The sequence below is a fragment of the Roseibium sp. genome, assembly GCF_048261595.1.
In the GTDB taxonomy this organism is placed as follows: domain Bacteria; phylum Pseudomonadota; class Alphaproteobacteria; order Rhizobiales; family Stappiaceae; genus Roseibium.
Map to the genome: position 1 here is coordinate 25,471 of NZ_JBLXFW010000004.1, position 11,849 is coordinate 37,319.

Here is an 11,849-nt window from a genome sequence, read left to right on the forward strand (position 1 = left end):
GCCAGGGCCCAGAGCGAGACCACCGACCCAATGACCTCTCCGGACCACCAAAGCCGCGCCCACGTCATCGCCCAGGCACTGCCCTACATGCAGCGTTATGACGACCGAACCGTCGTGGTGAAATACGGTGGTCACGCCATGGGCGACGTCGAACTCGGGCGCGCCTTTGCCAGGGACATCACCTTGCTTCGCCAGTCTGGCGTCCATCCCGTGGTTGTGCACGGCGGCGGACCGCAGATCGGCAAGATGCTGACCCGTCTGGGTATTGTCAGCGAATTTCAGGCGGGTCTGCGCGTAACCGACAAGGCCACCGTCGAAATCGTGGAAATGGTCCTTGCAGGCTCGATCAACAAGGAAATCGTACAGGCAATCAACGCCGAAGGTGGCCGTGCGGTCGGCCTGTGCGGCAAGGACGGCAACATGGTCACGGCGGAAAAGCTGCGCCGTACCATGGTTGATCCGGACTCCAACATCGAGAAGGTCGTCGACCTCGGCTTCGTTGGTGAACCCGCAGACGTCAACCCGACGGTACTCAAACTGGTCCTGAAGGAAGAACTCATACCGGTCGTCGCGCCGGTCGCGCCCGGTCCGGATGGGGAAACCTACAACATCAATGCCGACACCTTTGCAGGCGCTGTTGCCGGATCACTGAATGCCAAGCGCTTGCTGTTCCTCACCGACGTTCCAGGTGTTCTCGACAAGGAAGGCAAGCTGATCAAGCAGTTGACCGTCTCAAAGGCGCGCGAACTGATCGCCGACGGAACGATCTCCGGCGGAATGATTCCCAAGGTCGAAACCTGTATCGATGCACTCGATCAGGGCGTCGAAGGCGTGGTCATCCTGGATGGTAAGGTGCCACATGCCGTACTTCTGGAACTCTTCACCGAAGGTGGCGTGGGGACGTTGATCCGACCGTGACCGGCAAGAAAAGCATTCCCTACGAGGGGCGCCACCTACACACTCAGGACCTTCGGGTCTTCAAGGGGGTCGAAGCATGGGTCTTCGACCTCGACAATACGCTCTACCCGATCGAATCTGACCTTTTCGGCCAGATCAACAGCCAGATCGCCGACTATGTCGCGAAGCTTCTAGACCTGAACAAGGAAGAAGCAATGGCGCAGCAAAAAGCCTACTATCACAAGTATGGTACGACGCTGCGAGGTCTGATGACGGAGCACCAGGTCGATCCGGATGATTATCTCCGTCACGCTCACGACATCGACTATTCAACCATCCTGCCAAACCCGGCGCTCGGCGAACAAATTGCCTCTCTTCCCGGCCGCAAGTTCATTTTTACGAATGGCGATCGGCCTCATGCGGAGCGTACGGCAGCAGCCCTCGGAATAACCGATCATTTCGAGGATATTTTCGACATCGTTGCAGCAGATCTCATGCCGAAACCGAACCGGGAGACCTACGACATGTTTCTCGACCGGACTGGTGTTTCTCCCGTGCGTGCAGCCATGTTCGAGGACTTGCAGAAAAACCTGACGGTCCCGCACGGGCTGGGAATGCGTACGGTCCTGATCATTCCGAAAGGTACACGCGAAGTCTTTCAGGAAAGCTGGGATCTGGAGCGCGAGGACGAGAGCCCGGTTGATTTCGTCACGGACGATCTCGCCGGTTTCCTGAAGGCCGTCAACGGGTCGATCTGATCGGTTAAAACTGTTTTCCAAGAGCCCTGCTGGCGCCGGGCAACGCATTGCCGTATATTGAGATAAACTCAATTACCAAAGACACCGCCCATGGCATCGCTGCGCGCCCTACACGCTTTCTCTCTTCTAGCCCGGCATGGACGGGCCGCCCAGGCCGCTGAAGAACTTGGCGTATCTCCTTCCGCCCTGTCCCACCTCATGCGCAAGCTGGAAAGCGAACTCGGAACGACGCTGGTATTGCGCGACGGGCGCGGACTGTCCCTTACAGAAGAAGGCCAAAGACTGGCGCTCGGCATCGGGGATGCGTTCGAGCGGATCGATGAAGCCGTCGACAGTTTCAAGCGCCGCGGGCGTACGGAACTGCGTATCAGCACGGTCTCTACATTCGCCACGCGATGGCTGATCCCTCGCCTGCCTGAATTCCAGGCCATCCAGCCCGATGTAGAAATCCTTCTTTCCGCGTCTACCCGCGTCGTGGACCTGGAGCGGGAAAACTACGATTGCGCCATCCGGCTCGGAAAAGGCGCCTGGCAAGGCATCGACAGCGCCCTTCTCTGGCAGGAGCATCTAGCCGTCGCGATTGCGCCATGGCTGCTTCCCGACGGCCCTGCTTCACCGGTTGAAAGCATCGGAAAACTACGCCTGCTGCACAGTGCGAGCCGGCGCGGCGACTGGCCGAAATGGCTTGAGAAGGCTGGCATTTCCCATTCAGAGGCCAATTCCGGCACGTTGGTGGAAAGTCGTGACCTGGCAATCCAGGCGGCCATAGCCGGCATGGGAGCAATCGTGATCGACCGGCGCTTCGTCGAGAAGGAAGTCGAAGCCGGACATCTTGTCCTGCCCGATTGGCCCGTTCTGGAACTGGAAACCGGATACTGGTTCGTTCGCTCGCCGTCGCGCCCACTGTCGCGGCCGGTCGGGGCTTTCCGGAATTGGTTGCTCCAGACTGCCGCCTGATATTCCCCATCAGGGGTATGCTCGTTTGAGCCTTTTCGCCATACTACCCTACAGGAACGTCGAAGGATCAGAGGGGTCACGACGTCCATTGGCATGACATGTGGGGGCAGATCATGACGATTTTGAAAAGCCGGGGGCGAGCGCTCACCAGATTTTTGATGGTGCTGCTGAGCCTGACCGTTACGACGACATTCGGCGGACTGACACATTCGGCAAAAGCTGAAACGCTTCTTTGGGAATTCCGGAGCGAACATCCGAAAATAGTGGACGTCGAACTCTATTCCCAGACCCGCCGCGGTCACGTTTGGCCCGGAAACAAAAAAGTCTATGTGCTGAATGACTACAGCAACAAGACCATTCGTATTTCCTGCCGGTATGGCGAAAAGGTCTGCTATGGCGCCTGGGTGCGCAATCGCAACAACAGCTACTGGGGCGTCGGTTACAACAACCGAAATGGCTGCAAGAACTGTTGCTATACCTGCGACGGCGGACGCACCAAGGTCATCGTTTTAAACCCCTGACGCCTAACGGCTGAGCAGCAGGATCAGAATGGCCACGACGATCAGCGTGCAGCCAACGATCTCGGCGTGCCTGATGGTCTCCTTGAAGACCAGCCACGAGACCAGAAACGTGAAGACGAGCTCTATCTGCGCAAGGGCCCTGACATAGGCGACCTGTTGCAGAGTCATGGCAGTAAACCAGCCGGCCGAACCTGCTACGCCCGCTAAACCGACCCAAACAGAGCTGCGCCAGCTTCGCAGGCTGGCACCAAGCTGTTCCTTCTCCCGAAACGACATCCAGACGGCCATCACGACGGTCTGGAACAGCGTCACACATGCGAGAGCGAATGCCGCCTGCATGAGAAAGCCCGGTCCGGAAAGCGACAGCGAAGCTGCCCGGTAGGCAGCGGCGGAGGCCCCAAAGCAAGCGGCTGATGCAAGCCCGATCAGTGCAGGACGCCCTGTCAGCGCAGCGACCAGATCCCGCCAACCTGACGGGGTCCGGGCGAGCGAGATCATCACCACCCCAAAGACACCGATCAGGATTGCAACCGCGGCGGTCAAGGTGATGTGCTCGCCGAGGAGCACAAGGCCGAAAATTGCTGCCTGTACAGGTTCGGTCTTGGAATACGCCGTTCCGACCGTGAAGTTTCGATAAGCGAACAGGTGAACGAGGAGGAAGGTCGCCGCAATCTGGGCAAGGCCGCCAAAAGCCCCGGTAACAAGAAACCGCGCGTTGATGACGGGTAGCTCGAAGCCTGCAAACTCATGAAGTGCGAGCACATACGCTATCGCGAAAGGAAACCCGTAGCCGAAACGAATGAAGGTCGCTCCGGTTGTTCCAAGCGTTCCTTTCAGGTGCTTCTGAAGAGCCGACCGCAGGTTCTGGCAGAATGCAGCGAAGATCGTGATCGGGATCCAGAGTTCCATGTGCGCTCACTCGCCGCTGCCGTTATCAACACGGCCATCGACCGCTCCGCCAGCCTATTCTCAGCTCCACACGATGCAATTGACTTGTCCTCAAGCATCGCCAAATGCGCGCTGCAGAGCCTGAGATGTTGGACCATAGGCCATACGATATGATCGGCAGAGGGCCTCTCTCGCAGAGCCGTCTGGTCGCGGTACCGGGGACAGACGGTAATTTTGCCACTTTGTCGCTGCCGGTTTTACCTCCGCTGCGCTTGACACACCGCCGCCGCACGGCTTAGGTCCGCTCAACGATTTCAACCGCATTTTGCCGGAGATATTGAGCCTGATGACCCACGACCTCGTCAAACTCGCCGCGACTGTCGATGCAGCGTTCGAAGACCGCGCCAACATCGATACCCATACGACCGGCGACGTCCGCGATGCCGTCGAGCTGACCTTGAACCTTCTCGATCGCGGCCAGCTGCGGGTGGCCGAGAAGAAGGACGGCGACTGGGTTGTCAATCAGTGGGCCAAGAAGGCCGTTCTGTTGTCGTTCCGCCTCAATGCCATGGAAGTCATCAAGGGTGGCCCGGGTGATGCAACCTGGTGGGACAAGGTTCCGTCCAAGTTTGACGGCTGGCGTGGTGTCGATTTTGAAGAGGCAGGGTTCCGTGCCGTGCCGAACTGTACCGTTCGCCGCTCAGCCTTCATCGGCAAGGGTGTCGTCCTGATGCCGTCCTTCGTCAACCTCGGCGCCTATGTCGATGAAGGCACCATGGTCGACACCTGGGCAACAGTCGGTTCCTGTGCGCAGATCGGCAAGAACGTGCATCTGTCCGGTGGCGTCGGCATCGGCGGCGTTCTGGAACCGCTCCAGGCCGGCCCGGTCATCATCGAAGACAACTGCTTCATCGGCGCCCGCTCAGAGGTCGTCGAGGGCGTGATCGTGCGCGAAGGCGCTGTCCTGTCCATGGGCGTCTTCATTGGCGCATCGACGAAGATCATCGATCGCCAGACAGGCAAGATCCATATCGGCGAAGTACCTGCCTATTCGGTGGTCGTTCCGGGAGCGATGCCGGGCAAGCCGCTTCCTGACGGAACGCCGGGCCCGAGCCTCTACTGCGCAGTCATCGTTAAAACGGTTGATGCTCAGACCCGGTCCAAGACCGCCATCAACGAGCTGCTGCGCGATTAATTCGTAGCCATTCGTAAAATCAAAGCCCGCCTCATCGAGGCGGGCTTTTTACTTTCGCCCATCAGTAAAATGCGGTGTTCTCAAACGCCAAAAATCCGGCCCGCGACTTCGCCGATGACAAGCGACAGGATTATGTCCAGCACCACAACGCCGATTGTCGTTCCGACAGCCGCCTGGAGCGCAATCCGCGTCACCTGATAGCGGTACCAGATCATGACGACGAGTGTCGCAAGCGACAGAAGCACCATGATGCCGGGTGCGATGACACCGGACAGGTACAAGAGACCGACGATGACATAGGGAGCGGCCACGACAAGGCTCGACCAGTTGCGTGCAATCACGAAGGGCACATACCCTCGAGAAACGCCCAAGGGGGCTGACAGCGCAGCCAAAAGCAGCGGCAGGGCGATCCAGTCAACGCCAAGGCTCGTGAACTGGGCCATCCAGTAGGCATTCTCGGGGAAGTTTTCCGCCAGGATGTTGGTCTCTTCGATAATCAGCCGTCGCTCGGACATCGAGCTGATGATGAAAAGCGGAACCAGCAGAAATACGACCCGGAAAGAGCGCCAGAAACCTTCGATAGACACATCAAAGTAGCCCATGCCTTCCGGGCGATTTCGAAACAGCAGCCAGCACCCTTGCAGCGCTCGTGAGATCTCTAGGCCGCTCAGCATTCGTCAGACGCCCCTTGCTGCCTTGAAGTAGTCCTCAAGGAACTGCCGGTAGATTGCCGTCAGGCCGTCGATATCCGACAAGGCGGCACATTCGTCGACCTTGTGCATGGTCTGTCCGACAAGCCCGAATTCGACCACGGGGCAATAGTTCTTTATGAAGCGCGCGTCCGAGGTGCCTCCGCCCGTGCTCAGGTCCGGCACGCGCCCGGTCCGCGCAAGAACGGCATCGCTTAGCGTCTGGATCAGACGTTCATCCTTGGTCAGGAAGGATTCGCTCGCGTCGCGGCGGAATTCGAGCTCCCACGCCAGACCGTCGCCGGCAGCAGCAGACAGCTCACTGGATATCCTCTCCTTCAGGCTGTCGAGCGTCCATTCGTCGTTGAAACGGACATTGAAACGGGCCTGGGCCCGCGCCGGGATGACATTGAACGCAGTGTTCCCGACATCGAAGGTAACAATCTCCAGATTGGTGGGCTGGAACCGTTCATTTCCGGCGTCGAACACAACGCCGTCCAAAGCCGACATGAGCCTCATAAGACCCGGAATGGGATTGTTGGCGAGATGCGGATAGGCCGCATGCCCTTGAGTGCCCTTGACGGTGACGATGCCCGAGAGCGAACCGCGACGGCCGACCTTGATTGCATCACCAAGCTCTGCCGGGTTGGTCGGCTCACCGACGATGCAGGTGTCGAATTTGTGCCCTTGTGTCTCGCACCATTCGAGTAGCTTGACCGTGCCGTTCACTGCCGGGCCTTCCTCGTCCCCCGTGATCAGGAACGAAATGGTGCCCTCGAAAGCCTCTCCCTGCTCACGGATGTAATCCAGCGCCGCGGCTGCAAAGCACGCGACACCGCCCTTCATATCCACGGCGCCACGACCAAAGAGCACTCCGTCTTCAATGTCACCCGAAAATGGCGCATGTGACCAGTCCTGCTCGTTTCCCGGCGGCACAACGTCCGTGTGTCCCGCGAATACGAAATGCGGCGCCCCGCTGCCGTACGATGCAAACAGGTTCTCGACGTCCGGCGTCTCGGTGTCGGAGAAGGTGACGCGTTCGACCCGGAATCCGGCCCCCGCGAGCAAACTCTCCAGATAGGCAAGAGCCCCGCCTTCCGCAGGTGTTACGGACGGACAACGGATCAGATCGCGCGAGATCTGGACGGCACGGGAAATCTGCTCGGACATGAGGCCTCTTTTTTGAACCGGAGCGTCGGAGAAACTGCGCTCCCGGTTCAGGTTTTTCGGCGATAATAACTATTCGGAAGAGGACCGAAACGGTTCGGCCCCTGCTGACTGGGAACAAACCCCAGAAAGAGCACGACGAGAATATTCACCACGGGTACGAAAATCAAAAGTGCGGTGAACCCCGTGATCCCGATATCCTGACACCGTTTGATTACGAGGGCGAGTTCGACCCATTGCAGCACGAAAAAAAGGATCGGGAACAGAGCATTGGAGGAGACAAAGCTGTCCATGCCCAGATCATCGATGGTCACGTCATCCGGCAGGGAGCCGAACCACATGTTGATCGCAACGCCAATCACTATCCAGATCAGGAAGAGGACAAGCCAGTAGGGCTCACGGGCAACACGGCCAATTGGGCTGACAAGAAGCCAGAACAGTCCGGGAGAGATGTTTGCCTGTTGGTCGCTCGAGGCCATGAAGGGTCCGCTGGTTTTGAATGAGTGTGTACGATCCTTGCAGTTAGTCGCAAGAATGCGCTTGATCAAGCTTCATGCGCCACTTTGCATTGCAGACACCAAAAAACGTACGCAAACCGATGAAGATACCGGAAAGTACGGTTGGCGAAGAATTCCGAAGCCTCCATGATCACCCCGTGCCGATGAGGAGCGGCACTGCGGAGGACATCGATGACAGACAACACCGACACTCATGCGCCTATGTCGCAACCTGGTTTCCGGAAGGATCCCGAGGTTCGTAAAATCACCATCACCGACGTGGTCGACGCACTAGGGGCAGGTCTACGCGACTTCCGGCGTGCCCCGGCCTACGGACTAGCGTTCGGGAGTTTTTTTGCTATTGGCGGCGTTCTGATCATCCTGACCGCCGCAAAATTCCACATGAGCTACCTGAGCTATCCCCTTGCGGCAGGCTTTGTTTTGATCGGGCCATTTGCTGCCGTCGGTCTCTATGAGGTCAGCCGCCGCATTGACTCCGGCGAACACCTCAGCTGGCGCGCGATTTTCGGAACCATGTGGGCGCAGAAGAGCCGGGAACTGTCGTGGATGGCGTTCGTGGTGTTGTTCGTCCAGATAATGTGGATGTACCAGGTACGCCTGCTTCTTGCGCTGTTCCTCGGCTTTCGATCGTTCGCCTCGTTCAACGAATTTGTGTTGCAAGTGATCGGAACATCGGAAGGGCTGATGTTTCTCGCCGTAGGCCACGTGGTCGGAGCGATCCTGTCCCTTATTCTCTTCTCGCTGACCGTGATTTCCTTACCTCTGCTGATGGAGGAAGATCGCGACTTCATCACCGCGATGATCACGAGCGTGAAAGCGGTGGTGACCTCACCCGTGCCGATGATCGGCTGGGCCTTCATTGTCACCATCACGCTTATCGCCTCGATCGTGCCGGCTTTCGTCGGACTGGTCGTCACCTTGCCGGTTCTGGGACACACGACGTGGCATATTTACCGGAAATGCGTCGTGCATGAGAGCGAGGCCGCCTAGGCCTCGTCGTTCGCAACATCGGCTTGCTGGGCCGCCTAGGCCTCGTCGTTCGCAACATCGGCTTGCTGGGCCGCCCAGGCTTCGGCCGCCTCAATATCGGCTTCCCTGCTGCGATAATCGACGCGGGTCAGGTAAAGCCCGTCTGCCGGTGCCACCGGACCACAGGCCTTGCGGTCACGGGCTGCAAGGGCATCACGAACATCTTGCGGCGTCCACTTGCCTTCGCCGACAAGCCGCAGGGTTCCGACCATGGAGCGAACCTGGTTGTGCAGGAAGGAGCGCGAGGAACACTCCGCGATAACGACTTCTCCCTCCCGCCGCACGGTGAAGGTCTCCAGCGTCTTCTCCGGGCTCTTGGCCTGACAGCGCGAATGGCGGAACGTGGTGAAGTCGTGATGACCGACGAACTCCTGCGCTGCCTCGTTCATCGCATCAGCATCCAGATCAGGCTTTACGTGCCATGCGAGTCCACGCTCATGGGTCAGCGGAGGGATACGATTGAATATCCGGTAGCGGTAGGACCTGCGAATAGCAGAAAAGCGCGCGTCGAAACCTTCATGCATCTTCTCGACTGCCAGAAGGACGACAGGGTCAGGCTGGCAATGAAAGTTCATCGCGCCCATGACCGTCTCAACCGGCCAGTCCTTCTCCAGATCGGCATGGGCGACCTGGCCGGTGGCATGGACACCCGTGTCCGTGCGCCCTGCTCCGCCGATGGTGACTTCCTCGCCGGAGAACGCCTTGATCGCACGTTCGATAACAGCCTGAACGGAGGGACCATTCGCCTGTCTCTGCCAGCCACAGAAGGGGCGGCCATCATATTCTACGGTAAACTTATAGCGCGGCATGTCGTGCCTTACTCGAATTCCTCAAAGGGCGTAGCGAAGGCCACTTCGACCGGAAGGTCATTCTTCCCCGCGTCTGTCAGCGCGAGCGCCTGAAACGCATTGCCTGCATAGGGAGCCCTGACCTTTTTGGCGAGTTCCGGATCAAAACCGAAACGCGGATAGTAGGATGGCGGACCCAACACGAGAATCAGGTCCTCCCCCATGTCCTTCAGCTTTGCGATCGCGGTTTCGATCAGCAAAGACCCGATCCCCTGACGCTGAAACTCTGGCCAGACCGAGACTGGCGCCAGACAGCAGATGGTCAGCTCACGTCCTGGACCGGCATCGGCCGGCGTGACACGGCTGAAGGAAATGTGCCCCATCAACCGCCCACGGTCGGTCACGGCGACGAGTTCAAGCACCAGCGCACCACAGTGGCGCAGACGATGTACCAGGCCCGCCTCGGTGTCCTGGCCGAATGCGGCCGTGATCAGTTCCTTGACCCCAAGCTCGTCGGCAGGGCCAGCATCGCGCACCTGAAGCGATTTTGCGTCCATTTCCTCGCTCATGCCCGTTGCCTCTCCAGTTGTCTCCGCGCCTGACGCAGTGGTCAGATAAGTTGATCTCCGACAGCCAGCTTGGCGCCACGCAGGAAATCCTCTCCGCCGACGGCCTTCTTGCCCGCACGTTGAACCTGAACCAGCCGAACACTTGCCTCTGCGCAGGCAACCACTGGGCCATTGCCGTCAACAGACAGCACTTCTCCCGGCGTTCCGGAAGCGGCTTCGACCTGGCTCCGCAGGATCTTGATCCGCTCCACCTTGCCGCCGAGGTTCATTTCACACCAGGCACCGGGGAATGGCGAGAGCCCGCGGATATGATTGTGTACCGCGGGCGCTGGCTCAGACCAGTTGATCCGTGTTTCGTCCTTGGACAGCTTGCTGGCGTAGGTCACGCCGTCTTCCGCCTGCGGCGTTTCCGTCAAGGCTCCGCGTGACAGCGCAGCGAGCGCACGCACCATCAAATCGCCCCCAAGGCCCGAGAGCTGATCATGAAGTTCACCGGCCGTTGTGTTGTCCCCGATCGCAACGGTTTCAGACATGCAAACCGGACCAGTGTCCAGTCCCTGCTCCATCCGCATGACCTGGATAGCGGTTTCCTTGTCACCCGCCATGACGGCGCGGTTGATCGGAGCTGCACCACGCCAACGCGGCAGTATGGACGCATGGAGGTTCAGGCAGCCTTCGCGCGGTGCCTCGAGAATGGCCTTCGGTAGAAGCAGGCCATAGGCCACCACGACAGCAACATCCGCATCAAGATCGGCAAACTGCTGCTGTTCGTCGGCACCCTTCAGACTTGTCGGGGTGAATACCGGAATACCGAAGGATTCCGCTGCTTCGTGAACCGGCGACTTCTTCAGATCCATGCCCCGGCCTGCCGGGCGCGGAGGCTGGGAATAACATGCGACCACCTCATGCCCCTGGCCAACGATTTCCATCAGGGTGGGGACGGAGAACTCCGGGGTTCCCATGAAGATGATACGAAGGGTCATGTGCTTTCCGGCTTTTTTGACGCGTTGGCGCCCTTATTGCGCGATCAGGCCAGTCCGGGCAACAGGACTCTCGAGCTCGACACAATCATTTCCATGGCAATGACGGCAAGGATCATCCGAGATCATATTTCTCCGATGCCGAACCCTGATACGGCACAATGAAGCGTTTTGCCGGGAGGATCTGCCCTCCAACCGTCACTCCAAGCTCGATCAGAGCTTCCCGGTCTGCTTGGCCAGCTTGCTGAACTTCTTCATGACCCGGTCCCGCTTCAGCTTCGACAGGTAGTCGATGAAGAGCTTGCCGTTCAGATGGTCCAATTCGTGCTGAATGCAGGTCGCGAGCAGACCACCTGCCTCGATCTCCTGCTGCTGACCATCAATATCCTGATACTTGACCCGCACCATGGCCGGACGTTCGACGTCCTCGTAGTACTCGGGGATAGACAGGCACCCTTCCTGATACACCGAGAGTTCTTCGCTCTCCCAGGTGATTTCCGGGTTGATGAAAACCATCGGGTCCTTGGGCGCATCTTCCTTGGCGACATCAAGTACGAACATGCGCTGAAGTACGCCGATCTGGCTTGCAGCCAGGCCGATACCAGGTGCCGCGTACATGGTTTCCAGCATGTCGTCGGCAAGCGCGCGGATATCCGCGTCAACGGTAACGATCGGCTTGCACACTTCGCGCAGCACGGGATCGGGGATGATGATGATGTCACGTTTTGTCATGGGTTCCAGATAGGCAAAGCAATGCTCAGGGTCAACGCGTTTCCGCAACTGATGGCGAAGGGACATCCGCAAACGCGGGTTTCGCCCCTGGATCCACGGCTTGACCGGGCGAACACGGCCTCGAAAATCTGCATGTTTCGCGCGAATCGTTCTATGTTTGT

The 11,849-nt window shown here is 58.8% G+C and carries 14 protein-coding genes; 6 read left to right on the forward strand and 8 right to left on the reverse strand.

The genetic code is table 11. The features are described 5' to 3' along the window. Positions 1-30 precede the first annotated feature (30 nt). From argB to ACN0SY_RS13705, 4 genes are all read left to right on the forward strand, one after another. On the forward strand, positions 31-918 hold the full coding sequence (gene argB / locus ACN0SY_RS13690; RefSeq protein WP_417687982.1) for an acetylglutamate kinase: 888 nt from the start codon (positions 31-33) through the stop codon (positions 916-918). Further along, positions 915-1,655 (forward strand): pyrimidine 5'-nucleotidase, encoded by a 741-nt coding sequence (locus tag ACN0SY_RS13695; protein ID WP_417687983.1) that lies wholly within the window; start codon positions 915-917, stop codon positions 1,653-1,655. Before argB ends, ACN0SY_RS13695 begins: the two co-directional genes overlap by 4 nt. A gap of 90 nt (positions 1,656-1,745) precedes the next feature. Further along, on the forward strand, positions 1,746-2,612 hold the full coding sequence (locus tag ACN0SY_RS13700; RefSeq protein WP_417687985.1) for a LysR substrate-binding domain-containing protein: 867 nt from the start codon (positions 1,746-1,748) through the stop codon (positions 2,610-2,612). A 113-nt stretch (positions 2,613-2,725) separates the two neighbouring features. Next, the gene (locus tag ACN0SY_RS13705; RefSeq protein WP_417687987.1) at positions 2,726-3,133 is read left to right on the forward strand and encodes a hypothetical protein; all 408 of its coding nucleotides are present in this window, start codon (positions 2,726-2,728) and stop codon (positions 3,131-3,133) included. A gap of 3 nt (positions 3,134-3,136) precedes the next feature. On the opposite strand, the gene ACN0SY_RS13710 is transcribed toward ACN0SY_RS13705, so the two are convergent. Next, entirely contained in the window at positions 3,137-4,042 is a 906-nt protein-coding gene (locus ACN0SY_RS13710) for an EamA family transporter (protein ID WP_417687989.1), read from the reverse strand. Between the two features lie 325 nt (positions 4,043-4,367). On the opposite strand from ACN0SY_RS13710, the gene dapD reads away from it, so the two are divergent. Beyond that, a complete protein-coding gene (gene dapD, locus ACN0SY_RS13715; RefSeq protein WP_417687991.1) occupies positions 4,368-5,216 on the forward strand; it encodes a 2,3,4,5-tetrahydropyridine-2,6-dicarboxylate N-succinyltransferase in 849 nt (282 codons plus the stop codon). Between the two features lie 80 nt (positions 5,217-5,296). On the opposite strand, the gene ACN0SY_RS13720 is transcribed toward dapD, so the two are convergent. The 3 genes from ACN0SY_RS13720 to ACN0SY_RS13730 are packed head-to-tail and all read right to left on the reverse strand — an operon-like array spanning position 5,297 to position 7,620. Further along, positions 5,297-5,890 (reverse strand): hypothetical protein, encoded by a 594-nt coding sequence (locus ACN0SY_RS13720; RefSeq protein ID WP_417687993.1) that lies wholly within the window; start codon positions 5,888-5,890, stop codon positions 5,297-5,299. Between the two features lie 3 nt (positions 5,891-5,893). Then, positions 5,894-7,075, reverse strand: coding sequence for a succinyl-diaminopimelate desuccinylase (gene dapE, locus ACN0SY_RS13725; RefSeq protein ID WP_417687995.1), 1,182 nt, complete (start codon positions 7,073-7,075; stop codon positions 5,894-5,896). A 47-nt stretch (positions 7,076-7,122) separates the two neighbouring features. Further along, positions 7,123-7,620, reverse strand: a complete 498-nt coding sequence (locus ACN0SY_RS13730; RefSeq protein ID WP_417687997.1) for a DUF805 domain-containing protein — start codon at positions 7,618-7,620, stop codon at positions 7,123-7,125. Positions 7,621-7,761: 141 nt separating this feature from the next. On the opposite strand from ACN0SY_RS13730, the gene ACN0SY_RS13735 reads away from it, so the two are divergent. Next, positions 7,762-8,580 carry a DUF2189 domain-containing protein gene (locus ACN0SY_RS13735; protein ID WP_417687999.1) on the forward strand — a complete coding sequence of 273 codons (819 nt, stop codon included), beginning with the start codon at positions 7,762-7,764 and terminating at the stop codon, positions 8,578-8,580. Positions 8,581-8,615: 35 nt separating this feature from the next. On the opposite strand, the gene truA is transcribed toward ACN0SY_RS13735, so the two are convergent. The 4 genes from truA to def form a co-directional block, all read right to left on the reverse strand. Beyond that, on the reverse strand, positions 8,616-9,428 hold the full coding sequence (gene truA, locus ACN0SY_RS13740) for a tRNA pseudouridine(38-40) synthase TruA (protein WP_417688001.1): 813 nt from the start codon (positions 9,426-9,428) through the stop codon (positions 8,616-8,618). Between the two features lie 8 nt (positions 9,429-9,436). Then, the gene (locus ACN0SY_RS13745) at positions 9,437-9,976 is read right to left on the reverse strand and encodes a GNAT family N-acetyltransferase (RefSeq protein ID WP_417688003.1); all 540 of its coding nucleotides are present in this window, start codon (positions 9,974-9,976) and stop codon (positions 9,437-9,439) included. Positions 9,977-10,017: 41 nt separating this feature from the next. Continuing rightward, a complete protein-coding gene (fmt, locus tag ACN0SY_RS13750; RefSeq protein WP_417688005.1) occupies positions 10,018-10,959 on the reverse strand; it encodes a methionyl-tRNA formyltransferase in 942 nt (313 codons plus the stop codon). A gap of 210 nt (positions 10,960-11,169) precedes the next feature. Next, complete coding sequence (def, locus tag ACN0SY_RS13755) at positions 11,170-11,688, reverse strand: peptide deformylase (protein ID WP_417688007.1); 519 nt, start codon at positions 11,686-11,688, stop codon at positions 11,170-11,172. Positions 11,689-11,849 lie beyond the last annotated feature (161 nt).